The organism is Tamlana sp. 2_MG-2023 (genome assembly GCF_030548465.1).
Lineage (GTDB): Bacteria > Bacteroidota > Bacteroidia > Flavobacteriales > Flavobacteriaceae > Pseudotamlana.
Window position 1 is genome coordinate 299,777 of the sequence record NZ_JAUOSF010000002.1, and the last position, 26,896, is coordinate 326,672.

A 26,896-nucleotide genomic window follows, 5' to 3' on the forward strand; every position below is an offset into this window, starting at 1 on the left:
GAATTGTTGAATTTTGGCTAGTTTATCATAAAAAAAGAGGATTAAATTTAAATTTAATCCTCTTTTTTTATGATTTTCAACTTTAAAGTATAGTCTGAAAATTATTTAGCATAATAATCAAAAGCGTCTATAATTATTTGATCATCAACCAAGCAATCAATTTTATGTTTACCTATATCTTCTAATAAAACGAAGTTGATATTACCATGGTTGTTTTTCTTATCATATTTAAGCAACTCAATTATGGTTGCATGTTCGTTTTTATCGATATCAACTTTGCCATAGTAACTAGTAAGCAATGATTTTATAGCATCTGTTTTCTCCATTGGAAAACCAACTAGTTCACTAGAAATATAACATGCTAAAATCATACCCACAACAACAGCTTCACCATGAAGTAAAGTGGTTTTATTAGGGCTACTTAAAAAATAAGATTCTATAGCGTGTCCAAGAGTATGACCAAAATTCAATGTTTTTCTTAGTCCGTTTTCAAAAGGATCAATTTCAACAACATTTTTCTTAATTTCAACCGATTCATGAATTAAACCATCTAAATCATCTAAAGATAATTTAGATAAGTCTTCAAATTTGCTCCAATAGGACTGTCCAGTTATGAGTCCGTGTTTTAGCATTTCAGCTAAACCAGATCGCATTTCGTTTTTTGGTAAGGTATCTAAATACTTTGTATCTATTAAAACTAAATCGGCACTGCTTATTACACCAATTTGATTTTTTAAATGGCCTAGATCTACACCTGTTTTTCCTCCCACGGAAGCATCAACCATAGAAAGTAGGGTAGTCGGCACATTAACATATGAAATACCACGTTTAAACGTGCAAGCAACAAAACCTCCTAAATCGGTAATTACGCCACCACCAATATTTATAATTAAACTTTTTCTGTCTGCATTTAAATCTGAAAGTGTATTCCAAACGCCAACACAAGTATCTATGTTTTTGTTTATTTCTCCAGATTCAATTTCAATAATTTCAATAGTTACTTCAGTTTGTAATTGTTCTAAAAAAAGCGGTAAACAGAATTGATGTGTATTTTCATCAACTAATATAAAAATTTTAGAAAAGTTATTTTTTACTAAGTATTCATTTAATGAAGAATAGCATGTGTTATTGAAATGAATTAGACTATCATTTGCAGTAATAGAGTCCATAAATATTAATTATAATTTAAGGACGTGAAATTAAGGAGATTTTATATAAAATGATAATTAAGCTATAATTATATTTCAATCAAATTATACCGATGAAATTACACATGCCTGTTCTGAAGGAATTCAAGAGATACAGCAATTTTTAAATATAACTCAACAATATTAATTTTATACCTTCAGGTGAGTCGTTGGGAGATATTGATTTTAATTTACTGAAATCGAATGCTTTTATTTTCTCATCTTTCGAAGATTCTACTATAAACACATCTTTTATACCTGATGGTTTCAAGCGCTCCGAATCGGATATTATATCTTCATGTAGTTTTTCTCCAGGACGTAATTCGGTGATTTTAATTGAAACCGATTTCGGGTCTATAGAATAATTAAAGAGTAGGCGCGCTACTAAATCACTAATTTTAATAGGAGCTCCCATATTAAAAGTAAATGTGCGCTCGTGTACGTTTTCAATTTCAGCAATTTTTAAAATTAACTGACATGCTTTGTGTTTACTAATAAAATATCTAGAAATACGCTCGCTAGTTAGGATGATGGGCTGGCTTAATTCTATTTGTTTTTTCAATAAAGGTACTACTGAGCCATTAGACCCTATGATGTTTCCAAATCGGGTATTGATAAATGTGGTATTCGAAACTGAATTCAAGTAACATAAATAATTTTCACTAATACGTTTAGATATTCCCATGATATTTATCGGGTTAACCGCTTTGTCTGTTGAGATAAAAATAAATTTATTTACATGGTGTTCTATTGATAGGTCTGCTAGTGTTTTAGTTCCAAAAATATTATTTTCTACAGCTTTGTATGGGTTTTGCTCTAAAAGGGGCACGTGTTTATACGCAGCTGTATGAATAACAATTGAAGGATTAAACACGGTAAAGATGTTTTTTAAGCAGCTTCGTTGGTAATATCTAGTAGCTTAAAAACAACATTAGAAGTATTTTCAAATTCTAAGTCTTTAATTAAATTGTAAAGTGGAGATTCAGCAAAATCAATTAATATAAGTTTCTTGAATGTGCTCTTTGCTAATTGTTTAGTAAGTTCGCTTCCAATAGTTCCAGCGGCTCCTGTGATTACTATGGTTTCTTCAGAAAAATTAAAGAATGGAATTTCCTCTGGAGTGGTTTTTATAAAAGGGAAAAGTCCTGACTCTGAAAGCAATTCATCAATAATTTTGGCGTTAGGAATATTCATTGAAGCAATATTTATAAAAATTACTTAGTAATTACTTTAACTACAGTAAGCATAATTAGTTTCAGGTCAAAAAAGAAATTTCTCTTTTTTATATACTCCTTGTTGTATTTTAATTTATCTGGAATTATAGTTTCTATAAAGAATTTTTCAGGATCTTCTGCTTTTTCAAGAAGTTCAACCTCATTTCTATATTTTAGAGAAGCAAGACCCGTAATACCCGGTCTAACTTGAAAAATCCGCATATCATCTTCACTATAAAAATTAACGTAATAACGCAATTCAGGTCTTGGTCCTACAAAACTCATGTCTCCTTTAAGGATGTTGATTAATTGCGGAAACTCATCAATCTTGTAACGTCTTAGTATGTAACCAGCTTTGGTTATTCGTGAATCATGATTTCCGAGTGTTAACAATCCCTTGGAATCGGATTGTATACGCATGGTTCTAAACTTATAAATATTAAAATCTTTGTTGTTTTTCCCAACACGGCTTTGAACAAAAAATACGGGACCAGGAGAATCGAATTTAATAAGAATAATTATTATTAAAAATATCGGAAATAGAAGTATTAACCCAATTAAAACAAAAGTGAAGTCAAAACAACGTTTTATCATCTTACTTGATTAGTTTAATACTTTTAATTGTAGCAATACTGTCGCAATTTTCAACAATAAGGCTTATGTCTTTATCATTAACTTCACCTTCCACAGCATAGTAGCCACAAGGTTCTTGTCTAGGTTTGCTTTCTGAAAAATTGATATCTCCTTTTTTTAGTACCCAAAGCACCTCTGTTGAATCTGTAAGTTTTTGATTAATGACAAGGTTTGCTTCAGAACTATATTGAATTTTTTTGGTGTTGATGTTTTTCAGAACTCTAGCATCTGGACCATAACTACATGATGTTTTTTTTCCGCTTAAAAAAAAAGCTAATAATACTAGGCCTATTGAAAAACCACCAAGATAGTAGCCAATACGTTGAATAAGTTTCATTTAATAGATAGAGTTGAGCGCAATAAAATAGGTGATCTATTAAAATATAAGTAAATTGATATCACTATATTTTAAACCGAACCATTCACCAACAGGTTTGCTTGTTAAAATTCCGTGGTAAAAATACAACCCATTTTTTAAACCTCTGTCTAATCTTAAAGAATTTTCAATTCCGCCATCTTCTGCAATTTTTAAAAGGTAAGGCGTAAATATATTACTAATTGAAACAGAAGCAGTACGGGGGTATCTAGCCGGGATGTTTGGAACACAATAATGCACGACATTATGTTTTACAAAGGTAGGTTGTTTATGAGAGGTGACCTCGCTGGTATCAAAACAACCTCCCATATCAATACTAACATCAATGATAATGGCTCCTTTTTTCATAGATTCTACCATAGTTTCGGTAACTACAATAGGCGCTCTGTTTGTTCCTCTAACAGCTCCAATAACTACGTCACAGCGTTTTAATGCTTTTGATAAATTTTTTGGCTGGATGGTTGAAGTAAACAATGGACGACCAAGATGGGTTTGTATTCGTCTTAGTTTTGTAATGGAATTGTCAAATACTTTTACGCCAGCACCTAAACCTAGAGCACTTCTAGCTGCAAATTCGCCTACAGTTCCAGCTCCTAAAATAACTACTTCTAAAGGAGGAACACCGCTTATATTACCAAACATGAGTCCGTTACCATTTTTAGTTTCCGATAATAACTCCGAAGCTATTAAAACAGAGGCAGTTCCAGCAATTTCACTTAATGATTTTACGGCAGGGTAACTACCATCTGTATCTCGTATAAACTCAAAAGCTAAGGCGGTTATTCGCTTTGTTGCTAAGGTTTCAAAGTATTTTTTAGATTGTGTTTTTAATTGTAGGGCTGAAATTAAAATGGTTTGCGGATTAATCATTTTAATTTGATCTAGAGTAGGAGGTTCTACTTTTAGAATCATTGGGCAGGAAAAAACCTTTGCTGTATCTTTTGTTATTTCGGCCCCAGCTTCACTATAGTCTTTGTCTGTAAAATTAGCACCACTACCAGCCCCAGACTCCATTAAAACACGGTGACCATTACTAACTAAAGCATAAACGGCATCTGGTGTTAAACAAATTCTTTTTTCTTGAAAAGCAGTTTCTTTAGGTATTCCTATAAAAAGCTCTCCTTTTTTTCTGAAAATCTCTAGAGTTTCTTCCTGAGGAATAAGCTGCTGCTTAGTAAAAGGTGATAATTGTTTAGACATTATTGGTGCGCTTAATAAAAATTCAAATTACAAATAAATTTGCTATAGAACCTTCTAAACTAATAAATTTGTTCGTTTAGTAGTTTATATTTTTTTGCAGAAGATTATAACAGGATGTCTAAATTTCAACGGTTAATACTTGATTGGCAAGTTTTCCTTTTAATTCAATTTTAAAATACGACTATTACTACCATCGCTAGTAATATGTACTTCGTCAAAGGTATCAAACAAACTGGCATCTACTTTTTCAGGCCATTCAATGAGTTTCCAATGATCAGAATCTAAATAATCTTCAATTCCAAAATCATAGGCTTCTTCGGTGCTTTTTAAACGATATAAATCAAAATGATAAAGCTTGCCTTCCTTTAAATTGTATTCATTTACAATAGAGAAGGTTGGGCTGCTCACTTCGTCTTCGCTACCTAAACTTTCTACTATTTTCTTTATAAGTGTGGTTTTACCAACGCCCATTTCACCATAAAAAAGAATAGTTTTAGTTTTTGAGTTGCTGATGACTTTTTTAGCTACTTCCTCAATTTCAGTTAGATTATAGGTTATTTCCAATATTGAATAATTTAAAGAGTGTAAAATTAATAATTAGTTTATGTAAAACCTAAAAAGAAACCTTGTGCAATTTTCTATTTCGGATTAAAAACAGCGAAAGGAATAATCATTTCTTCCAGAGAAACACCACCGTGTTGGTATGTGTTTCTAAAATAACTCACATAATGATTGTAGTTATTAGGATAAGCAAAAAAGGAATCACCTTTTGCAAAAATAAAAGAGCTACTCATGTTAATCGCTGGCAGATGTAAATCTTTCGGGTTTTTTGCAACCAAAACTTCTTTTTTATCATAAGTTAAGCTTCTGCCAGTTTTGTAGCGTAAGTTTAAACTGGTGTCTCTATCTCCAACTACTTTTGATGGATTTTTTACATTAATTGTACCATGATCGGTAGTTAATATAAGTTTAAAGCCTAATTGTTGGGCTTGTTGAATCATTTCTAATAATGGTGAGTTTTTAAACCAGCTCAATGTTAAAGACCTGTAAGCTTTGTCGTTAGAAGCAAGTTCTTTTATAACTTCCATTTCTGTTTTAGAATGTGAAAGCATATCTACAAAATTGTAAACAATCACAGATAGGTCGTTGTCTTTAAGAGATTTAAAATTCTCGGCTAATTTTTTGCCTGATTTTAAACTGGTAATTTTATGATACTCATGATTTAAATGGGATAAGCCTAAACGCTTTAATTGTGTTTCTAAAAAATCGGCTTCATGTAAATTTTTACCGCCTTCATCGGTGTCGTTTTTCCAATACTCTGGAAATAATTTTTCCATATCAGAAGGCATTAAGCCTGAAAAAATAGCATTTCTTGCATATTGTGTAGCAGTAGGTAAAATGCTGAAAAACGCTTCTTCTTTTTCCTTTTTATAGTAGTTGTTAATTATAGGTTCGAAAACTTTCCATTGATCATAGCGTAAATTATCAATAACAATTAATAATGTTGGTTGTTCTTTACTAATTTCAGGAACAATTTTTTCTCTAAATAAGGTATGAGACATAATTGGCGCGTCGGTATTTGGTAGAAACCAATCTTCATAATTTTTTTCAATAAATTTACCAAATTGTGAATTGGCCTCGCTTTTTTGAGATTCTAGAATCTCAAACATCCCAATATCTTCAATTTCCTCAAGCTGTATTTCCCAATAAATAAGTTTCTGGTAGAGGCTATACCATTCTTCATAAGAATTTACCATGGACAAATCCATCGATATTTTTCTAAATTCTTGTTGGTAATTTGAGGTTGTTTTCTCTGAAATTAGTCTAGAATGATCTAAATTCTTTTTTAGAGAAAGTAGAATTTGATTAGGATTTACTGGTTTTATAAGGTAATCAGCTATTTTATTTCCAATAGCTTCCTCCATAATGTATTCTTCCTCACTTTTGGTAATCATAACTACAGGAAGGTTGTCCTTTTTTGCTTTTATTTCATTTAAAGTTTCTAGTCCCGTAAGCCCAGGCATGTTTTCATCTAAAAAAACGATATCGAAATTTTCTTCATCTAAAACATCAATAGCTTCTGTGCCACTTTTGCATTTGGTTACTTTGTAGTTTTTCTTTTCTAGAAATAGAATATGAGGTTTTAATAAATCAATTTCATCATCCACCCAAAGTATTTTTATTGTGTTCATATAGCTATATTTGTAAATATTTAATTGTAAAATTTAAAGTTTGAATAAACTTAAAATATTAAACGACCCAATTTACGGATTTATTACGATTCCTAATTCGCTAATTTTCGATTTAATTCAGCATAAATATTTCCAGAGATTACGTAGAATTACCCAAATGGGAATGTCGTACTTGGTTTATCCAGGAGCACATCATACGAGATTTCACCATGCTATTGGTTGTGTTCATTTAATGCAACAAGCGGTTAATGTACTTCGTTTTAAAGGGGTTAGCATATCAGAAGAAGAGGAGACTGGCTTGTATGTAGCGATATTATTGCACGATATTGGTCATGGACCTTTCTCCCATGCTATGGAACATAGTATCGTAAATAATGTATCCCACGAAGAGATTTCATTGCTTTTTATGGAGCGTTTGAATGTTGAATTTAACGGAAGTTTAACGCTAGCCATTCAAATTTTTAAGGGTGAATATTCTCGAAAATTTCTATTTCAGCTTATTTCGAGTCAATTAGACATGGATCGTGCCGATTATTTAAAAAGAGATAGTTTTTATACCGGTGTAGCTGAAGGAAACATTAATAGCGAACGTTTAATTACGATGTTAAATGTTGTTGATGATGAATTAGTTGTTGAGGAAAAAGGCATTTATAGTGTTGAAAAATTCATCATTGCCAGACGTTTAATGTATTGGCAGGTTTATCTTCATAAAACAGGCTTGGTTGCAGAGCAGTTGCTAATTAGGGTTTTAAAACGTGCTAATGAATTGCATGATTTAGGGCGTGATTTAAAGGCAAGTAAAGCATTAATGTATTTTTTAAATAATAAAATCTCTACAGATAATTTTGACGATAAAACTCTCGATGTTTTTTCACAATTGGATGATTATGATATTATTTCTGCCATGAAGGAATGGCAATCTCATGATGATTTTGTGTTGAGTGAATTATGCAAAATGATTATTAATAGACATTTGCTTAAAATTAAAGTTAGAAACAAAAACATTAAGAACCAAAGTCTTGAAAAACGCACGGAAGCTTTAATGGAATCGTATAAAATCACTAAGGAAGAGGCACAATATTTTGTTTTTTCAGGGCAAATTTCTAACCAAGCGTATCATATTAAAGATAAGCGTATTAATATTTTACACAAATCAGGGAAAATACAGGATATTGTTAAAGCTTCAGATCAATTAAACTTAAAAGCTTTGTCCAAACCAGTAACTAAATATTATATCTGCTATCCTAAGGATAAATTTTAACACATTTTTTCCTATTTTTGCACATTATAAAAAAAACATCAAACTTTAATAGTGAAATTTACAGCAGAACAAATAGCGGGAATACTTGAAGGAGATGTTGAAGGAAATCCTAATGTTGAAGTATCAAAGCTTTCTAAAATTGAAGAAGGTTTTGAGGGCGCATTAACGTTTTTAGCAAATCCAAAATATAAACATCATATATACAGTACAAAAGCTTCTATTACGATTGTAAATAAGAGCTTTGTACCAGAACATAAGGTTGAAACCACTTTAATTAAAGTGGATGATGCTTATCTAGCTTTTTCAAAAATTTTAGAATATTATAATTCTGTTAAACTTAATAAAGTAGGGGTAGAAAATCCTTCATTTATTTCAGAATCTGCAACATATGGTGACAATCTTTATGTTGGAGCTTTTAGCTATATTGCTGACAATGTGGTTTTAGGAGATAATGTCAAGATTTTTCCAAACGCATATATAGGAGAAAATGTAGTGTTAGGAGATAATACCATTGTATTTGCCGGAGCTAAAATTTACTCTGAAACCATTATCGGTAAGAATTGTGTTATCAATTCTGGTGCTATTATAGGTGCTGATGGATTTGGTTTTGCGCCAAACGAAGAAGGTGGGTATAGTAAGATTCCTCAAATAGGAAATGTTATTATTGAAGATTTTGTTGATATTGGAGCAGCTACCACGATTGACAGGGCTACTTTAGGTTCAACAATTATTAGAAATGGTGTCAAGTTGGATAATCAAATTCAAATAGCACATAATGTTGAAGTTGGAGAAAATACAGTCATTGCTGCTCAAACAGGTGTTGCTGGCTCCACTAAAATAGGAAAACATTGCCAAATTGGAGGGCAAGTTGGTATTGCTGGACATATTACTATAGGTAATAATGTTAGGATACAAGCACAATCGGGTATTGGTAGAAATGTAAAAGATAACGAGATGCTTCAAGGCTCTCCTGCAATAAAACTAAGTGACTATAATAAGGCCTATGTTCATTTTAAAAATTTGCCTGCGATAGTTAAAAACATAAACGATTTAGAAAAAACAAATGGGAATAGTTAATACTGAAATCAAACAAAAAACAATTAAAGACAGTGTTTCTTTAAATGGTGTTGGGTTACATACAGGTAAAAACGTAACCTTAACTTTTAAACCAGCAGAAGCAAATACAGGATTTGTATTTAAGCGTATTGATTTAGAAGGTGAGCCTGTAATTCAAGCGGATGCAAATTATGTAACTAATACACAGCGCGGTACTTGTTTAGAGAAAAATGGCGTTATTATTCAAACATCAGAACATGTCTTAGCCGGATTAGTTGGTTTGGATATTGATAATGTTGTAATTGAATTAGACGCTTCTGAGCCTCCTATTATGGATGGGTCGTCTAAATTTTTTGTTGAAGCTATTGAAAAGGCAGGAATTGTTGAACTTGATTCGTTTAGAGAAGAATTTGAAATCACAGATATTGTCTCTTATATCGATGAGGATAGTGGAAGTGAAATACTTATTATGCCTGCAACTGAATATCAAATTACTACGATGGTAGACTTTGGTACAAAAGTTTTAGGTACGCAGAATGCAACGCTTAATAAAATTTCAGATTTTAAAGAGCATATTTCTAATTCTCGTACTTTCAGTTTTTTACATGAAATTGAAATGCTTTTAGAAAATGGCTTAATTAAAGGCGGTGACTTAAATAATGCTATTGTTTATGTAGATAAAGCATTATCACCAGAAACTTTAGAGAAACTTAAAGTGGCCTTTAAAAAAGACAGTATTAGTATTAAACCTAACGGAATATTAGATAATTTAACGTTACACCATCCTAATGAGGCTGCAAGACACAAGTTATTAGATGTTCTTGGTGATTTAGCACTTGTTGGAACACGTATAAAAGGTAAGGTGATAGCGAATAAGCCAGGGCATTTTGTAAACACACAATTTGCTAAAAAGCTATCAAAAATTATAAAAAACGAACGTAGAAATAATGTACCAAATATAGATTTGCATGCAACGCCTTTAATGGACGTGAATCAAATTATGGCCATGTTACCTCACAGACAGCCATTTTTGTTAATTGATAAGGTGTTCGAACTTACAGATAATTATGTTATTGCTCAAAAAAATGTGACCATGAACGAGGAGTTCTTTAAAGGCCATTTTCCAGGAGCACCGGTAATGCCAGGCGTATTAATATGTGAAGCCATGGCACAAACAGGAGGCATACTCGTTTTAAATACGGTACCAGACCCAGAAAATTATTTAACCTTTTTCATGAAAATGGATAATGTTAAATTTAAGCAAAAGGTGGTTCCAGGTGACACTTTAATCTTCAAATGTTCGTTAATTACACCAATTCGTCGTGGAATTTGTCATATGCAAGGTTATGCTTATGCAAACGGTAAGCTTTGTGCAGAAGCAGAATTAATGGCACAAATTTCTAAAGTAAAATAAATTATGAATCAACCTTTGGCATATGTGCACCCAGGTGCAAAAATTGCAAAAAACGTTGTAATAGAACCTTTCGCAACCATTCACAATAACGTGATTATTGGCGAGGGCAGTTGGATAGGAAGCAATGTTACCATAATGGAAGGTGCTCGAATTGGTAAGAACTGTAATATATTTCCAGGTTCAGTGATTTCAGCTGTTCCTCAAGACTTAAAATACAATGATGAAGATACCACGGTTGAAATTGGAAACAATGTAACCATTAGAGAGTGTGTGACTATCAATAGAGGAACAACCGACAAAATGAAAACTGTGGTTGGTGATAATTGTTTAATTATGGCATATTGCCATATTGCACACGATTGTGTGGTGGGAAGCAACTGTATTTTTTCTAACAATAGCACCTTAGCAGGACACATTTCTGTTGGTGATTATGTTGTTTTAGCTGGTATGACAGCTGTTCATCAATTTGTATCTATTGGTAATCATGCTTTTGTTACAGGAGGTTCTTTAGTAAGAAAAGATGTTCCGCCATTCGTTAAAGCAGCTCGTGAGCCTTTATCTTATGTGGGAATTAATTCGGTAGGACTAAGACGTAGAGGATTTACAACAGATAAAATTAGAGAAGTTCAAGATATTTATAGAATTCTCTATCAGAAAAATTATAACAATACGCAGGCTGCAGAAATTATAGAAGCAGAAATGGAGGCAACTCCAGAGCGTGATGAGATTCTTCAATTTATTAAGAATTCACATCGAGGCATTATGAAAGGATATTTTAAATCAAATTAAATAAATGGCAACTACATCGGATATTAGAAACGGATTATGTATAAGGTATAATCACGATATTTATAAAATTATTGAATTTTTACACGTAAAACCAGGGAAAGGTCCTGCTTTTGTAAGAACAAAACTTAAAAGTGTTACTAATGGGAAAGTTATAGATAATACTTTTTCCGCTGGACACAAATTAGAAGACGTTCGTGTTGAAACTCATAAATTTCAATTTTTATACAATGATGGGGAGTATTATCACTTCATGAATACTGAAGACTATACCCAAATTCAATTAGTTGAAGCTGCATTAGATAATCCAGGTTTAATGAAAGAAGGCGAAGTGGTTACAGTGATTATTAATTCTGAAGATAATGCACCGCTTTCTGTTGAAATGCCTGCTAGTGTTATTTTAGAAATTACAGCTACCGAGCCTGGCGTAAAAGGAAACACAGCAACAAACGCTACAAAACCTGCTACTGTTGAAACTGGTGCTACTGTAAACGTGCCACTTTTTATCAATGAAGGTGATAAAATTAAGGTAGAGACAGACAAAGGAACTTACAAAGAACGCGTTAAAGAATAACACACTTTGAAGTTTCAAAATCCACACTCCTTAAGTCAAATTGCAGATTTAATTCAATGCGAATTTATTGGTAATCCGGATTTTCCTGTTCTAGGTATGAATGAAATTCATGTGGTTGAACCAGGGGATATCGTATTTGTGGATCATCCGAAATATTATAATAAAGCTTTGGAATCGGCTGCTACTATTGTTTTAATAAACAAAAAATTAGATTGTCCTGAAGGGAAGGCTTTGCTTATAAGTGACGATCCGTTTAGAGATTTCAATAAATTAACACAACATTTTAAGCCGTTTAGAGCTTCAAATGCTGCCATTTCAGACTCTGCTATAATTGGTAAAAATACTGTTATTCAGCCCAACTGTTTCATTGGAAATAATGTAGTGATAGGTGATCATTGTATCATTCATTCCAACGTAAGTATTTATGATGATGCTATTATTGGTGACCATGTAACGATTCATTCGGGAACTGTTTTAGGGGCTAATGCCTTTTATTACAAAAACCGTCCTGAAGGCTATGATCAACTTAAATCAGGTGGTCGAGTCGTGGTTGAAAACCATGTAGATATTGGTGCCGCATGTACCATTGATCGTGGTGTAACAGGAGATACAACCATAGGTGAAGGATCAAAGTTGGATAATCAAATACAAATTGGACATGATACGGTTATTGGTAAGAAGTGTTTAATCGCTTCACAGGTTGGTATCGCTGGCTGTGTGATTATTGAAGACGAAGTGACTATATGGGGGCAGGTAGGTTGTACTAGTGGTATTACAATTGGTAAAAAAGCTGTAGTGCAAGCCCAATCAGGAATTAGTAAATCTTTACCAGGAGGAAAGGTTTATTTTGGTTCTCCTGCCGAGGAAGTTCGTGTTAAACTCAAGGAATTGGCAGCGATACGTCAGATTCCAAAAATATTAGAGATTCTCAAATCAAAAAAACTGTAATTTTCTATAAAAAGTTAATTCAAAAAATTACATTTGTTTTTTAATATATTAACAATTAATTATCACTTATGAGTGTTTTAGTAAATAAAGATTCAAAAATTATTGTTCAAGGATTCACGGGTAGTGAAGGTACTTTCCACGCTAGCCAAATGATTGAATACGGAACCAACGTTGTTGGTGGTGTTACTCCAGGTAAAGGAGGGCAAAAACATTTAGATAAACCTGTTTTCAATACGGTATTAGAAGCTGTTGAACAAGTAGGAGCAGATACTACTATCATTTTTGTACCGCCAGCTTTTGCTGCTGATGCTATTATGGAAGCTGCTGATGCTGGAATTAAAGTGATAATTACTATTACAGAAGGAATTCCTGTAGCAGATATGATTACTGCTTCAAGTTATATTAAAGGAAAAGATTGTCGCTTAATTGGCCCTAACTGTCCAGGTGTTATTACTCCAGGAGAAGCTAAAGTTGGTATTATGCCAGGTTTCGTTTTCAAGCAAGGTAAAGTAGGTATTGTTTCTAAATCAGGAACTTTAACTTATGAAGCAGCTGATCAAGTTGTAAAACAAGGTTTAGGAATTACAACAGCTATTGGTATTGGTGGAGATCCTATCATTGGAACAACAACAAAAGAAGCTGTTGAGTTATTAATTAACGATCCAGAAACTGAAGCTGTAGTTATGATTGGTGAAATTGGAGGACAATTAGAAGCTGATGCTGCTAACTGGTACAAAGCTAGTGGAAGTAAAAAACCTGTAGTAGGATTTATTGCTGGTGAAACAGCTCCTGCTGGTCGTACAATGGGGCACGCAGGTGCTATTGTAGGTGGTAGTGATGATACGGCACAAGCTAAAAAAGCAATTATGAGAGAGTGTGGTATTCATGTAGTAGATTCTCCAGCTGAAATCGGTAAGAAAATTGCTGAAGTTTTAGGATAATACATAAATCAAATACGATTAAACCTTGCAAATCTTTGTGAGGTTTTTTTATTTGAAGCCATTTGTATTTCCTATATTTGAAGTTAACACAGAAATTATTAAAAAAGATAATTTGCTGTAATCTGAAACCTGTTATTTTTATATAATAAATAGTTTTTCACTGGATTACAGAGATTTTAAAATTATAAATAATGAAACTATTAGAAGGTAAAACAGCCATTGTAACTGGTGCTAGTCGTGGCATTGGTAAAGGAATAGCTCAAGTTTTTGCGGCTCAAGGAGCGAATGTCGCGTTTACATACAGTTCGTCTGTTGATGCAGCAAATGCATTAGAAAAAGAATTAATTGCTTTAGGTGTAAAAGCAAAAGGATATAAAAGCAACGCAGCAAGTTTTGAGGAAGCTCAAACTTTGGCTGCAGATGTGGTTAAAGAATTTGGATCTATAGATATTCTAGTGAACAATGCTGGAATTACTAAAGACAATCTATTAATGCGTATTTCTGAAGAAGATTTCGACACTGTTATTGAGGTGAATTTAAAGTCTGTATTCAACATGACTAAAGCTGTTCAACGTACCATGTTGAAACAACGAAAAGGATCTATCATTAACATGAGTTCTGTAGTTGGTGTTAAAGGAAATGCTGGTCAAACAAACTATGCAGCATCTAAGGCTGGAATTATAGGTTTTTCTAAATCTGTAGCTTTAGAATTAGGTTCAAGAAATATTAGAAGTAACGTCGTTGCTCCAGGTTTTATCGAAACAGAAATGACAGCAAAATTAGATGAAGCTGTTGTTGATGGTTGGAGAGCTGGAATTCCATTAAAACGTGGTGGTACACCTGAAGATATCGCTAACGTTTGTGTGTTTTTAGGAAGTGATATGAGTGCATACATTACCGGACAAACACTAAACGTTGATGGTGGTATGTTAACTTAAAAAATAACTTCTTGTACTTTTAATGAGTTCAGAAACATTATTATACATAATACTTGCTGGAATTATAGCGCTACTCTTAGCGCTATTTCAGTATTTTAGAAAAGGGAAAAACATGTCTAAATTGAACATGTTTTTTTCTTTTTTAAGGTTTATTTCTATTTTTTCCATTTTATTGCTCATTATCAATCCTAGTTTTGAGCAAATTCAATTATCTGTTGAAAAACCAAATCTTGTGGTTGCTATAGATAATTCTACTTCCGTAAAGCACTTGAAACAAACTAATCAAGCTAATGAGTTTGTTGAAGGTATTAAAAATAATAAGGCATTAAATGAAAAATTTAATGTTGACTTCTATACGTTTGGTGAACAATTAAAGGTGCTTGATTCGGTGAGTTTTTCTGAAAAGCAAACCAATATCCACAAGGCTTTTAAGCAATTATCTCAAGTATATAAGCAAACCCAATCCCCAACGATTTTGATTACAGATGGGAACCAAACTTATGGTAACGATTATCAGTTTATAAATAGCTTTTATAAACACCCCATTTATCCGGTTATATTAGGAGATACGGTGCGTTATACAGATTTAAAAATTCAGCAATTAAATGTTAATCGCTATGCTTATTTAAAAAATGAATTTCCTGTAGAGACGATTGTCGTTTATAAAGGTCATAATGATGTGAATTCTAAATTCGTGGTTTCAAATAATAGTGGAGTTGTTTTCTCAAAAGTTCTTAAATTTTCTAAGGATGATAATTCCAAGATTATGCATTTTACTATACCTGCAAGCAGGGTAGGTGTTAGTAAATATAAAGCTGAAATCAGGCCTTTAAATAATGAGAAAAACATCATAAATAACGCTAAAAACTTTGCGGTTGAAGTCGTAAACCAAAAAACTAATATCGCTATTGTTAGTGATTTTTCGCATCCAGATATTGGGGCGCTTAAAAAAAGTATTGAAAGTAATGAACAACGTTTCGTTTCCATTTTAAAACCTAACGAGGTTATTTCTCAAATAAATGATTTTCAGTTGTTTATATTGTATCAGCCAAACAATAGGTTTAAAATAATTTTTAATGAGTTTAAAGCTTTAAACAAAAATCATTTTACGATTATTGGGGCGAAAACTAACTTGAATTTCATTAATAATAGTTTGGAAAACTATCAGCATGATATTACTAATCAGAAAGAAGATTATCAAGCTGAATTAAACACTAAATACAACCCATTTATAATAGAAGATATAGGATTTGAATCCTTTCCTCCGTTACATTCTAATTACGGGAGTATCCATTTTGATCACCCTATAGATGTTATTTTAAATAAAACGGTTCATGGTGTTTTAACTAACGAACCGCTGCTTCTTACCTTTGAAAATAATGGCAGACGAGAAGCATTGTTATTAGGAGAAAATATTTGGCAATGGCGCGCTCATAGTTATTTACAAAACCAATCGTTTCATGAGTTTGATGATTTTGTTGGGAAATTAGTGCAGTATTTAGCTTCAAATAAGCAAAAAAGTAGATTAAATGTAGATTTTCAATCATTTTACGATGGAAACAATCATGTAATAATTAAAGCAGAGTATTTTGATAAAAACTATGTGTTTGATGCCAGAGAAACACTTGAAATAGCGGTTACTGAAAAAGAATCAAAAACTCAGAAAACCTTTCCTTTAATTTTAAAAAACAATCATTTTGAAGTAGATTTAAGTGGTTTAGAGCCTTCGGTATATGATTTCACTTTAAAAGCTAAAAATGGAAACGTTTCACAGTCAGGAAGTTTTGAAATATTAGAGTACAATGTGGAGCAACAATTTTTAAACGCCAATGTTTCAAAATTAGAACAATTAGCAGTAAATAGTTCTGGAACACCTTATTTTATTACTAATTCTTCAGGAATATTTAACGAATTATTGGGAGATACCCGCTATATCCCAGTACAGAAAAGTAGTAGAAATACCATACCTTTGATAGATTGGAAATACTTATTAGCTATCATTGCTTTAAGCCTTGGAATCGAGTGGTTTTTAAGAAAATATAACGGATTAATTTAAATAAATAATTTATAGAATGGACAAATTACCTAAAGTAGCATTACCTTTTATTATCGCAATCGTCGTACTGGTTGTAATCATTACAAAATCGGCAGTAACAATCGATTCTGGTCAAGCAGGCGTATTATATAAAACCTTTGGAGGTGGTGTAGTTACCGATGAAGCACCTATGGGAGAAGGCTTTCACATTGTTGCGCCTTGGAACAAAGTATATGTTTACGAAGTACGTCAAATGGAATTAACAGAGCGTATGAAAGTGCTTTCTTCTAACGGATTAGATATTCAGTTAGAAGCAACAGCTTGGTATATGCCAGAGTTTAAGGACTTAGGTAAATTACACCAAGAAAAAGGAGCGAATTATTTAGATCGTGTTTTAAAGCCAGCTATTCGTTCTGCAACTAGAAGTGTCGTTGGAAGATATACGCCAGAACAAATTTATTCATCTAAAAGAGACGCTATTCAAGCTGAAATTTTTGATGAAACTAAAAAAATTGTAGATGATCAATTCATCAATTTAGTTGAAGTTTTAGTACGTGACGTGACGTTGCCAACGGCTATTAAAGACGCTATTGAACGCAAATTAGGGCAGGAGCAAGAATCTTTAGAGTATGAATTTAGATTAGTAACTGCTGCTAAAGAAGCTGAAAAAGTAATTATCGAGGCGCAAGGTAAGGCAGATGCTAATAGAATTTTAAGTGCTTCTTTAACTGATAAAATTCTTCAAGATAAAGGTATCGAAGCAACTATTAAATTATCTGAATCACCAAATAGCAAGGTCGTTGTAATAGGTTCAGGAGATAGTGGTATGCCTATTATCTTAGGAAACTAAGCACTGCTAATTAAAAAAATCAGTATTTCTAAAGATCTGTTAGAAATTATTGAATTTTATAGAATGAAAAATATAGATAATTTAATTTGTTAAGAAAAGCTTCTTAAATTTGGAATTATCCATATAAAATACTGATATTTGTATCAGTAAAAAATAAGATTATGACCTTTATTCATTTACATCATCATTTCAAAATTTGCAATCAAGCGAAGTGAGAATGTATTGAGTAAATTTAAATATATTTTAAACCCGTTTGAGACAATCAAGCGGGTTTTTATTTTTAAAATGCCAACAAAAATTGTTTCAAACTCATAAAACCAATATAATGAGTAAATTAAGAATTGCAGTACAAAAGTCGGGTCGTTTAAACGAAGATTCGATGAGAATTTTAAAAGACATCGGTATTTCAATCGATAATGGTATCGACCAATTAAAAGCCTCGGCACGAAATTTTCCTGTTGAAGTTTTTTACCTAAGAAATGGAGATATTCCACAATATTTAAAAGATGGTGTTGTAGATGCCGCTATTATTGGGGAAAATGTTTTAATTGAAAAAGGAAACGGTATTAATGTGGTTGAAAAATTAGGTTTTTCTACATGTCGCGTTTGTATTGCAGTACCAAAAACAACAGAATACAATTCTATAAAAGATCTTGAAGGTCAGCGTATTGCAACATCGTACCCGAATACAGTTGAAATGTATTTAAAGGAAAATGGTGTAAAAGCAAACCTTCACATTATTAACGGTTCTGTAGAAATCGCGCCAAATATTGGCTTAGCGGATGCTATTTGCGATATCGTTTCTAGTGGAAGCACGCTGTTTAAAAACAATCTTAAGGAGGTTGAAACTATTTTAACTTCGGAAGCTGTTTTAGCAGTATCTCCAATTTTAACCGATGAAAAACAAGCTATTTTAGATACTATTCAATTCAGAATTAAGTCTGTTTTAAAGGGTAGAGATTCTAAATATGTGTTATTAAACGCACCAAACGATAAGGTTCAAGATATCATCAATGTATTACCAGGCATGAAAAGCCCGACGGTTTTACCTTTAGCAGAAGAAGGGTGGAGTTCCATTCACTCTGTGATTAGTAAAAATGAATTTTGGGACGTTATTGACGACCTTAAAGCTAAAGGTGCTCAAGGTATTTTAGTTTGTCCTATTGAAAAAATGGTACTGTAAATAGTACGGTTTTTTAATTCCCACGAAAGTGGGAATCTCATGGTATGTATTACTAATCATGACATAGTTTAGTTTTAAGAGATTTCCGCCTTCGCGGAAATAGAAAAAATGTTTTATTATGCAAATCATAAACAACCCTAATCGTGACAGCTGGTCGGAAATTTTAAAGCGACCAACGCAAACAGTCAATGATATTGAAAGCACTGTCAATGAGATTTTTAAGGAAGTTTCAGTTGATAAAGAAATTGCTATAAAAAAATACACTTTAAAGTTTGATGGTGTTTCGTTAGATTCTAATGTGGTTTCTTCCGAAGAAATTCAAGAAGCTATTGCTTTGGTTCCAGAAAAACTTCAGAAGGCTATAAAATTAGCGAAATCTAATATCGAACGTTTTCATGCAGCACAAAAAACATCTAGAATTGATGTTGAAACGACTAATGGTGTCTCTTGTTGGCAAGAAAAGCGTCCGATTCAAAAAGTAGGATTGTATATTCCTGGAGGTACTGCACCTTTGTTTTCAACGGTTTTAATGCTAGCTGTTCCTGCTCAAATTGCAGGTTGTAAGGAAATTGTTTTATGTTCTCCTCCAAATAAAGAAGGCAAACTAGCTCCTGAAATTTTATTTGCAGCACAACTTTGTGGCGTAACCAAAATAATAAAAGTAGGAGGGATTCAGGCGATTGCCGGAATGACTTTCGGAACGGAGTCTATTCCTCAAGTTTATAAAATATTCGGACCAGGAAATCAGTTTGTAACAGTAGCCAAACAATTGGCTACGAAATTTGGTGTAGCTATAGATATGCCTGCAGGACCAAGTGAATTGTTAGTGGTTGCCGATGATTCTGCGAATGCTTCATATATTGCTTCTGATTTATTAAGTCAGGCCGAACATGGCCCTGATAGTCAGGTGATTTTGGTGTCTACTTCAAGAGCAATCATTGAAGAAGTTTCTAAAGAAGTTGAATCTCAGATAGCCGTTCTTCCGCGTAAAGCGATTGCGGAAAAATCTATTGCTAATTCTAAGCTTATCTACATAGAAAATGATGATTTAGGTTTAGAGTTAATTGATGAATATGGTCCAGAACATTTTATCATCTGTTCAAAAAACGAAGACTTATACATCAATGGTATTAGTAATGCAGGCTCTGTATTTATTGGTGATTATACTCCTGAAAGTGCTGGAGATTATGCTTCAGGAACCAATCATACCTTACCAACAAACGGATTTTCAAAAGCATATTCTGGAGTGAATTTGGACAGTTTCATGAAGAGCATGACCTTTCAGAAAATATCCAAAGAAGGTATTTTAAATATTGGAGAAACGATTGAGCTCATGGCAGAAGCAGAAGGTTTACATGCACATAAAAACGCGGTAAGCATTCGATTAAAAGATTTAAAATAAACTTATTCCTGTGCAGGCAGGAATCTCATGAACTAAGTTCAAAACATGAACATGACTACAAATTTTAACCTAAATAACATAACCCGCCCAGTAATAAAAGCCTTAAAACCATATTCGTCTGCAAGAGATGAATTTCAAGGCAATAGCGATGCCATGGTGTTTTTGGATGCCAACGAAAATCCGTATGAAAACGGTGTTAATCGTTATCCTGATCCGCAACAACGTAATGTAAAAGGCTTATTGTCTGAAATAAAAGGTGTTTCTACTAAAAATATCCTTTTAGGAAATGGTAGTGATGAAGTTTTAGATTTGATTTTTAGAGCTTTTTGTGAGCCAAATCAAGACAATGTTATCACTTTACCACCAACTTATGGGATGTATAGTGTATTAGCGAATATCAATGCGATTGAAATTCAAGAAATACAATTAGATGCGCATTTTCAGCCAAAAGTGGATGCTATTTTAGAAACAGTAAACGAAAAAAGTAAATTGTTGTTTTTATGTTCGCCAAACAATCCTACCGGAAACAGTTTTGAAGCAGCTTCTATTTCTAAATTAATTGACAATTTTAAAGGCATTGTTGTTATTGATGAAGCTTACATTGATTTTTCTAATGAGGAAAGTTGGGTGAGTAGGTTAGCGGAATTTCCTAACTTGATAGTGACTCAAACACTTTCGAAAGCCTATGGTATGGCAGGTATCCGTTTGGGGATTTGCTATGCTTCCGAGGCCATTATTTCAGTTTTAAATCGATTGAAACCACCTTATAATGTTAATGAATTAACACAACAAAAGGCGATTGTTCAACTTCAGAATAAAGAGTTAACAGCACAACAGATTAAAAGCATTTTAGAAGAACGTAGCCTTTTAATTGAAGCTTTAAAAAAGGTAGATTATGTTTCGGAAATCTATCCTTCTGATGCCAATTTCATTTTAGCTAAAGTGGATGACGCTACAAAACGTTACAATCAGTTAATTGAAAAAGGCATTGTCATTAGAAATAGAACAACCCAACCAGGTTGTGAGAACACCTTAAGATTTACCGTAGGAAGACCTGATGAAAATAAAATATTAATAGAGACTTTAAAATCTATATAATGAAAAAAGTATTATTTATAGACCGTGACGGCACTTTAGTTTTAGAGCCACCAGTTGATTATCAGTTAGATAGTTTAGAAAAACTTGAATTTTACCCGAAAGTATTTCAATACATGGCGAAAATTGCCAGTGAATTGGATTATGAATTGGTGATGGTAACCAACCAAGACGGTTTAGGAACAGATTCTTTTCCAGAAGACACCTTTTGGCCAGCCCAAAACAAAGTGATTTCTGCATTTGAAAAGGAAGGGGTTGCATTTGCTGATATTCATATAGATAAGACTTTCCCCCATGAAAATGCTGAAACACGTAAACCAAAAACAGGATTATTAAAAAAGTATTTTTCTGAAGATTATGATTTAGAAAACTCTTTTGTTTTAGGTGATCGTATCACTGACATGGAATTGGCAAAAAACTTAGGAGCCAAAGGGATTTACCTTTCTGAAAACCCTGAATTAGGAGCCGATGAAACTGAAGCGTCACAGCAAGAAATCAACGATTGTATTGCTTTAACGAGCACCGATTGGAAAGAAATCTACGAGTTTTTAAAATTAAAAGACCGTGTTGCTGAAATCACAAGAAATACCAACGAAACACAGATTTATATCAAAATAAATTTAGATGGTTCAGGAAAAAATGATATCGATACTGGTTTATCATTTTTTGACCACATGTTAGATCAAATTGGTCGCCATGGCGCGATGGATTTAACTATTAAAGTGAATGGTGATTTGGCTGTAGACGAGCACCATACCATTGAAGATACTATGATTGCCCTTGGTGAATTATTCAATAAAGCACTTGGTAATAAATTAGGAATCGAGCGTTACGGATTCTGTTTGCCAATGGATGATTGTTTAGCACAAGTTGCAGTTGATTTTGGTGGTAGAAATTGGTTAGAATGGGATGCTGAATTCAAAAGAGAGAAAATAGGAGATATGCCAACTGAAATGTTTTACCACTTGTTTAAATCATTCACAGATGGCGCAAAATGTAACCTAAATGTAAAAGCTGAAGGTGTAAACGAACACCATAAAATAGAAGGTATTTTTAAAGCCTTTGCTAAAGCTATGAAAATGGCAGTAAAACGTGATTCAAATAAGATGTTTTTACCATCAACAAAGGGGATGTTATAATCCCCCTAACCCCTAGGTGGGGGAATACTGTTGCTAAAGACAAATTATAAGAAAATAAAAATAATGAGTGAAAATAAAGATATGAGTGAGAGTTCTTCCCCTTCGGGGAAGCTAGATGGGGCCTCAGTAGTAATAATAAATTACGGCGCAGGAAACATTAAAAGCATACAGTTTGCTTTTAAACGTTTGGGCGTTGATGCTATTTTGTCAAATGACCCAAAAGTGATTAAAGCGGCCGATAAAGTGATTTTTCCTGGAGTAGGTGAAGCGAGTTCAGCAATGAAAATGTTGAAAGAAACAGGATTAGATACTTTAATTCCGCAATTAAAACAACCTGTTTTAGGCATTTGTTTGGGAATGCAACTGCTTTGTAAATCTAGTGAAGAAGGTAACACAAAAGGTCTTGGCGTTTTTCAAACCGAAGTAAAACGTTTTTCAAATGACGTGAAAGTACCGCAAATGGGTTGGAATGTCATTAAAGATTTAAGATCCGATTTGTTTAAAGGCATCAAAGAAAACGAATACATGTATCTTGTGCACAGTTATTATGCCGAGCATTGTAACGAAACGATTGCCAAAACAGATTATGGCCTAAATTATGCATCCGCTTTACAGCACAATAATTTTTACGGCGTGCAATTTCACCCAGAAAAGAGCAGTACTGCAGGTGCGAAGATTTTAGAGAATTTTCTAGCACTTTAGTGATAGAAAAAACCAATAACTAACAACCATCAACTAAAAACCATCAAATGAGAATAATCCCAGCCATAGATATTATAGACGGAAAATGTGTTCGTTTAACCAAAGGTGATTACGATACTAAGAAAGTATATAATGAAAACCCTCTAGAGGTTGCTAAAATGTTTGAAGCCTCTGGAATCGAAAATTTGCATTTAGTAGATTTAGATGGGGCTAAAGCACAACACATTGTAAACTATAAAGTTCTTGAGCAAATAGCTTCAAAAACAAAGTTAAAAATTGATTTTGGCGGTGGTTTAAAGTCTGATGAAGATTTACATATTGCTTTTAACTCTGGCGCTAAACAAATTACTGGAGGAAGTATTGCGGTTAAAGATCGTGAAACTTTTGAGGGTTGGATTTCTAAATATGGTAGTGAAAAAATCATTCTAGGAGCAGATAGTAATGCAGGCAAAGTTGCCATTAGTGGTTGGCAAGAAGATAGTGAAGAGGAGTTACTTCCGTTCATTAAGGACTATCAAAAGAAAAGTATTAAATACGTGATTTGTACAGATATTTCTAAAGATGGTATGTTAGAAGGGCCTTCATTTGATCTATACAAACAAATTATCACAGAATGTTCTAATAGTAGTAGTGGGCAATCCATAAAACTAATAGCTTCTGGCGGAATTTCAGAAATTGGAGAAATACCAAAATTAAGAGATTTAGGTTGCGAAGGCGTTATTATTGGTAAGGCGATTTATGAAAATAGAATTAGTTTACACCAATTAGAAAGATACGTTTAGAAGTATTGTTTTTTCTTTTTCCGTGAAAGCGGAAATCTAATTAAAGTAGATAAAGATTTCCACTTAGATGGAAATACAAAAAAAAATAATAAATGTTAACAAAACGAATTGTGCCGTGTTTGGATATTAAAAATGGACGAACTGTAAAAGGTGTGAATTTTGTAGATTTACGCGATGCTGGCGACCCTGTGGAATTAGCTAAACAATATGCAGAACAAGGCGCTGACGAATTGGTGTTTTTAGATATTTCAGCAACTTTAGAAGGTAGGGGCACCACTTTAGATATGGTTTTACGCGTTGCAGAACAAGTTAATATTCCGTTTACTGTGGGTGGCGGTATTTCTTCTGTAGAACATGTCGATGCCTTATTACAATGTGGAGCTGATAAGGTTTCTATAAATTCTTCAGCTGTAAAAAGACCTGAACTAGTAAACGAATTATCAAATAAATTTGGAAGTCAGTGTGTGGTTGTTGCTATTGATGCAAAACAGGTGGATGGCCAATGGAAAGTGCATTTAGCAGGAGGAAGTATTCCAACAGAAATTGATCTGTTTGAATGGGCTCAAGAAGTGGAACAACGTGGTGCAGGAGAAATTTTATTTACTTCTATGAACCACGATGGTACTAAAAACGGTTTTGCCAATGAAGCTTTGTCAAAGTTATCTGAAACACTAAATATTCCTATTATTGCTTCTGGAGGAGCAGGGAATGTGCAGCATTTTATTGATACATTTGTAGAAGGGAAATCGGATGCCGCTCTAGCGGCTAGTGTTTTTCATTTTGGTGAAATCCCAATTCCTGAATTAAAGAAAGAATTAAAACAAAATAATATAGAAGTTCGTCTTTAAGACAGCTTAAGTTTACTGAATATATTCAGTAATTTTTAAAAGAAATTATCATGACTATTAAATACGACGCGCAAGGTTTAGTTCCAGCCATAATTCAAGATGCTATAACGGGTAAAGTTTTAATGTTGGGTTATATGAATGCGGAATCATATGAAAAAACTGTTGAAACAAATCAAGTTACTTTTTTCAGTAGAAGTAAACAACGCCTATGGACAAAAGGTGAGGAAAGCGGTAACGTTTTAAACGTTGTAAGTATTAAAAATGATTGTGATAACGATTCTCTTTTAATTCAAGTTAACCCTGCCGGACCAACTTGTCATAAAGGTACAGGGAACTGTTGGGGAGAAGATAATAATTCAACGTATGGTTTCTTTTCAACTTTAGAAGATGTGATTGCTGAACGTGTAGCTAATAAAGATACTAACAAATCTTACGTAGCCAGTTTGTTTTCAAAAGGCATCAATAAAGTCGCTCAAAAAGTAGGCGAGGAAGCTGTGGAAACCGTGATTGAAGCTATGGATAATAACGATGAGTTGTTCCTGTATGAATCGGCAGATTTATTGTTTCACTACTTAATGTTGCTTCAAGCAAAAGGATTCACGCTAAAAGATATTGAAGCTGAATTGAAAGGGAGACATAAGTAATTTTCCAATTTGAAAAAGTATTTCTACGTTTTTAATATTCAGTATTTAGGGTATCGTTTTCACGGATGGCAAAAGCAGCCAGATGTCAAAACTTTACACCTTATGGTAGACAGAACACTTAATTTTATTTTAGAAGGTAAAAAGTTTAAGAGTTTAAGTTCAGGGCGCACCGATGCCATGGTTTCGGCGGAATCTGCGGCTTTCGAGCTTTTTGTTCATGAGCCTATTGAAGACCAAGAAGCATTTTTAGAATTGTTTAATTATAATCTACCCCAAGACATCCGTGCTTTAAGTATGCGTGAAGTTGATGAAAAATTCAACATCATCAATAATTCCAAAATCAAGGAATACTTGTATTTATTTGCATTTGGTGAAAAATGTCATCCCTTTTGTGCACCAATCATGACCACAATTCTAGATGATTTAGATATTGAACTCATGAAGGAAGGCGCAAAACTTTTTCAAGGTGAACATTATGTGAAAACATATTGTTACAAACCTACCGATAACGGTATTTACAATAGAGAGATTTTAACTTGTGAGATTGTTGAAAACACGATTTATACCGCTAATTACTTTCCGAAGAAAACCTATTTATTAAGAGTAAAGGGTAAAGGTTTTATGAGAAATCAAATACGATTAATGATGGGGACTTTAATCGATTTAGGCAAAGGGAAACTTAGTTTAGAAGATATTCGAGTGAGTTTATTGCCAGACAGCACGGTTAAAATGAATTATATTGCACCTGCTTCTGGGCTTATCTTGAATAAAATAGACTTCATTTAATTCACATTCACAAAGCTATTATTTCTTAAAAGCTTTAACAGCTCACGTTTTTCTTAACATAATTTAAGTTAATACATTCTTAATAGGGTTAAAGCCTGTTAAATGTTTTGATGTGTCTCGTTCGTCCTTTAGTTTGAATGGAGAACGAACAAAAAAAACAAAACATTATGAGTTATTTAAATTTAAAAGACGAAGATACTTTAAAGGTAGTTGTAGAATTAAACATTCTATTAGCTAATTATCATGTTTATTATCAGAAACTTAGGAGTAATCATTGGAATATTCTAGGAGAAAACTTCTTTGATTTACATGCTAAATTTGAAGATTTATATTCAGATGCTCGAATCAAGATTGATGAAATAGCAGAGCGTATCTTAACTTTAAGATACCACCCTATGAGTAAATTAGAAGAATACTTAAAGGTTTCATCAATTGAAGAAGGTGCTTCAACTAAGAGTGATTCCGATATGGTTGAAGAAACCTTAGACGATCACAAGAAACTTTTAAAGCAAATGTCTAAAGTGATTAAAAGTGCCAATGAGATTTCAGATGAAGGTACTGTTGACTTAATTGGTGGTTATATTAGAGCGTTAGAAAAATCGAGTTGGATGCTAAATGCTTGGAGTAAAGAAACTAAAGACAACTTAAAAGAAGCTACTGTCGAAATGAGTTAATATTAATTTTTATGAGTTAATAATTATTTTATAGTG

The 26,896-nt window shown here is 33.0% G+C and carries 26 protein-coding genes and 1 pseudogene; 20 read left to right on the top strand and 7 right to left on the bottom strand.

What is annotated here, in order from left to right; genetic code table 11:
- Window positions 1-101: 101 nt before the first annotated feature.
- The 7 genes and pseudogenes from aroB to Q4566_RS04410 all read right to left on the bottom strand — a co-directional run bounded on the left by aroB (window position 102) and on the right by Q4566_RS04410 (window position 6,802).
- Window positions 102-1,169, bottom strand: a complete 1,068-nt coding sequence (gene aroB / locus Q4566_RS04380; RefSeq protein ID WP_303418745.1) for a 3-dehydroquinate synthase — start codon at window positions 1,167-1,169, stop codon at window positions 102-104.
- Window positions 1,170-1,311: 142 nt separating this feature from the next.
- Window positions 1,312-2,381 (bottom strand): annotated as a pseudogene (locus tag Q4566_RS04385) (polysaccharide biosynthesis protein).
- Between the two features lie 20 nt (window positions 2,382-2,401).
- Window positions 2,402-2,995: a sugar transferase gene (locus tag Q4566_RS04390; protein WP_303418748.1), complete on the bottom strand. Its 594-nt coding sequence runs from the start codon at window positions 2,993-2,995 to the stop codon at window positions 2,402-2,404.
- A gap of 1 nt (window position 2,996) precedes the next feature.
- Window positions 2,997-3,371: a hypothetical protein gene (locus tag Q4566_RS04395; RefSeq protein ID WP_303418751.1), complete on the bottom strand. Its 375-nt coding sequence runs from the start codon at window positions 3,369-3,371 to the stop codon at window positions 2,997-2,999.
- Between the two features lie 39 nt (window positions 3,372-3,410).
- Window positions 3,411-4,610 (bottom strand): alanine dehydrogenase, encoded by a 1,200-nt coding sequence (locus tag Q4566_RS04400; protein ID WP_303418753.1) that lies wholly within the window; start codon window positions 4,608-4,610, stop codon window positions 3,411-3,413.
- Between the two features lie 159 nt (window positions 4,611-4,769).
- Window positions 4,770-5,174, bottom strand: a complete 405-nt coding sequence (gene tsaE / locus Q4566_RS04405) for a tRNA (adenosine(37)-N6)-threonylcarbamoyltransferase complex ATPase subunit type 1 TsaE (protein WP_303418755.1) — start codon at window positions 5,172-5,174, stop codon at window positions 4,770-4,772.
- A 74-nt stretch (window positions 5,175-5,248) separates the two neighbouring features.
- Window positions 5,249-6,802: a bifunctional response regulator/alkaline phosphatase family protein gene (locus Q4566_RS04410; protein WP_303418758.1), complete on the bottom strand. Its 1,554-nt coding sequence runs from the start codon at window positions 6,800-6,802 to the stop codon at window positions 5,249-5,251.
- A gap of 40 nt (window positions 6,803-6,842) precedes the next feature.
- On the opposite strand from Q4566_RS04410, the gene Q4566_RS04415 reads away from it, so the two are divergent.
- The 20 genes from Q4566_RS04415 to Q4566_RS04510 all read left to right on the top strand — a co-directional run bounded on the left by Q4566_RS04415 (window position 6,843) and on the right by Q4566_RS04510 (window position 26,860).
- On the top strand, window positions 6,843-8,063 hold the full coding sequence (locus Q4566_RS04415) for an HD domain-containing protein (RefSeq protein ID WP_303418761.1): 1,221 nt from the start codon (window positions 6,843-6,845) through the stop codon (window positions 8,061-8,063).
- Between the two features lie 51 nt (window positions 8,064-8,114).
- Complete coding sequence (gene lpxD, locus Q4566_RS04420; protein ID WP_303418764.1) at window positions 8,115-9,140, top strand: UDP-3-O-(3-hydroxymyristoyl)glucosamine N-acyltransferase; 1,026 nt, start codon at window positions 8,115-8,117, stop codon at window positions 9,138-9,140.
- Window positions 9,127-10,533, top strand: a complete 1,407-nt coding sequence (locus Q4566_RS04425; RefSeq protein WP_303418767.1) for a bifunctional UDP-3-O-[3-hydroxymyristoyl] N-acetylglucosamine deacetylase/3-hydroxyacyl-ACP dehydratase — start codon at window positions 9,127-9,129, stop codon at window positions 10,531-10,533. Before lpxD ends, Q4566_RS04425 begins: the two co-directional genes overlap by 14 nt.
- 3 nt (window positions 10,534-10,536) lie before the next feature.
- Window positions 10,537-11,322, top strand: a complete 786-nt coding sequence (gene lpxA, locus Q4566_RS04430; protein ID WP_303418769.1) for an acyl-ACP--UDP-N-acetylglucosamine O-acyltransferase — start codon at window positions 10,537-10,539, stop codon at window positions 11,320-11,322.
- A gap of 4 nt (window positions 11,323-11,326) precedes the next feature.
- A complete protein-coding gene (gene efp, locus Q4566_RS04435) occupies window positions 11,327-11,893 on the top strand; it encodes an elongation factor P (protein ID WP_303418772.1) in 567 nt (188 codons plus the stop codon).
- Between the two features lie 6 nt (window positions 11,894-11,899).
- A complete protein-coding gene (locus Q4566_RS04440; RefSeq protein ID WP_303418775.1) occupies window positions 11,900-12,841 on the top strand; it encodes a UDP-3-O-(3-hydroxymyristoyl)glucosamine N-acyltransferase in 942 nt (313 codons plus the stop codon).
- 68 nt (window positions 12,842-12,909) lie between these two features.
- Window positions 12,910-13,782 (top strand): succinate--CoA ligase subunit alpha, encoded by an 873-nt coding sequence (gene sucD, locus Q4566_RS04445; protein WP_303418778.1) that lies wholly within the window; start codon window positions 12,910-12,912, stop codon window positions 13,780-13,782.
- Window positions 13,783-13,973: 191 nt separating this feature from the next.
- Entirely contained in the window at window positions 13,974-14,720 is a 747-nt protein-coding gene (gene fabG, locus Q4566_RS04450; protein WP_303418782.1) for a 3-oxoacyl-[acyl-carrier-protein] reductase, read from the top strand.
- Window positions 14,721-14,742: 22 nt separating this feature from the next.
- Complete coding sequence (locus Q4566_RS04455; protein WP_303418784.1) at window positions 14,743-16,776, top strand: VWA domain-containing protein; 2,034 nt, start codon at window positions 14,743-14,745, stop codon at window positions 16,774-16,776.
- A gap of 16 nt (window positions 16,777-16,792) precedes the next feature.
- Window positions 16,793-17,605 carry a prohibitin family protein gene (locus Q4566_RS04460; RefSeq protein WP_303418787.1) on the top strand — a complete coding sequence of 271 codons (813 nt, stop codon included), beginning with the start codon at window positions 16,793-16,795 and terminating at the stop codon, window positions 17,603-17,605.
- Between the two features lie 325 nt (window positions 17,606-17,930).
- Window positions 17,931-18,788, top strand: coding sequence for an ATP phosphoribosyltransferase (gene hisG / locus Q4566_RS04465; protein WP_303418791.1), 858 nt, complete (start codon window positions 17,931-17,933; stop codon window positions 18,786-18,788).
- Window positions 18,789-18,906: 118 nt separating this feature from the next.
- Entirely contained in the window at window positions 18,907-20,190 is a 1,284-nt protein-coding gene (gene hisD, locus Q4566_RS04470; protein ID WP_303418793.1) for a histidinol dehydrogenase, read from the top strand.
- 51 nt (window positions 20,191-20,241) lie between these two features.
- Window positions 20,242-21,288: a histidinol-phosphate transaminase gene (hisC, locus tag Q4566_RS04475; RefSeq protein ID WP_303418794.1), complete on the top strand. Its 1,047-nt coding sequence runs from the start codon at window positions 20,242-20,244 to the stop codon at window positions 21,286-21,288.
- Window positions 21,288-22,424 (top strand): bifunctional histidinol-phosphatase/imidazoleglycerol-phosphate dehydratase HisB, encoded by a 1,137-nt coding sequence (hisB, locus tag Q4566_RS04480; RefSeq protein ID WP_303418797.1) that lies wholly within the window; start codon window positions 21,288-21,290, stop codon window positions 22,422-22,424. The genes hisC and hisB overlap by 1 nt, the downstream gene beginning before the upstream one ends.
- 81 nt (window positions 22,425-22,505) lie before the next feature.
- The gene (gene hisH, locus Q4566_RS04485) at window positions 22,506-23,126 is read left to right on the top strand and encodes an imidazole glycerol phosphate synthase subunit HisH (RefSeq protein ID WP_303419255.1); all 621 of its coding nucleotides are present in this window, start codon (window positions 22,506-22,508) and stop codon (window positions 23,124-23,126) included.
- A gap of 47 nt (window positions 23,127-23,173) precedes the next feature.
- Window positions 23,174-23,908: a 1-(5-phosphoribosyl)-5-[(5-phosphoribosylamino)methylideneamino]imidazole-4-carboxamide isomerase gene (hisA, locus tag Q4566_RS04490; protein ID WP_303418800.1), complete on the top strand. Its 735-nt coding sequence runs from the start codon at window positions 23,174-23,176 to the stop codon at window positions 23,906-23,908.
- Window positions 23,909-24,000: 92 nt separating this feature from the next.
- Window positions 24,001-24,756 (top strand): imidazole glycerol phosphate synthase subunit HisF, encoded by a 756-nt coding sequence (gene hisF / locus Q4566_RS04495; RefSeq protein ID WP_303418803.1) that lies wholly within the window; start codon window positions 24,001-24,003, stop codon window positions 24,754-24,756.
- Window positions 24,757-24,806: 50 nt separating this feature from the next.
- Window positions 24,807-25,400, top strand: a complete 594-nt coding sequence (gene hisIE, locus Q4566_RS04500; RefSeq protein WP_303418807.1) for a bifunctional phosphoribosyl-AMP cyclohydrolase/phosphoribosyl-ATP diphosphatase HisIE — start codon at window positions 24,807-24,809, stop codon at window positions 25,398-25,400.
- Window positions 25,401-25,409: 9 nt separating this feature from the next.
- Complete coding sequence (locus Q4566_RS04505) at window positions 25,410-26,186, top strand: tRNA pseudouridine(38-40) synthase TruA (protein WP_303418810.1); 777 nt, start codon at window positions 25,410-25,412, stop codon at window positions 26,184-26,186.
- A gap of 167 nt (window positions 26,187-26,353) precedes the next feature.
- Window positions 26,354-26,860: a Dps family protein gene (locus tag Q4566_RS04510; RefSeq protein ID WP_303418813.1), complete on the top strand. Its 507-nt coding sequence runs from the start codon at window positions 26,354-26,356 to the stop codon at window positions 26,858-26,860.
- The last annotated feature ends 36 nt before the right edge of the window (window positions 26,861-26,896 follow it).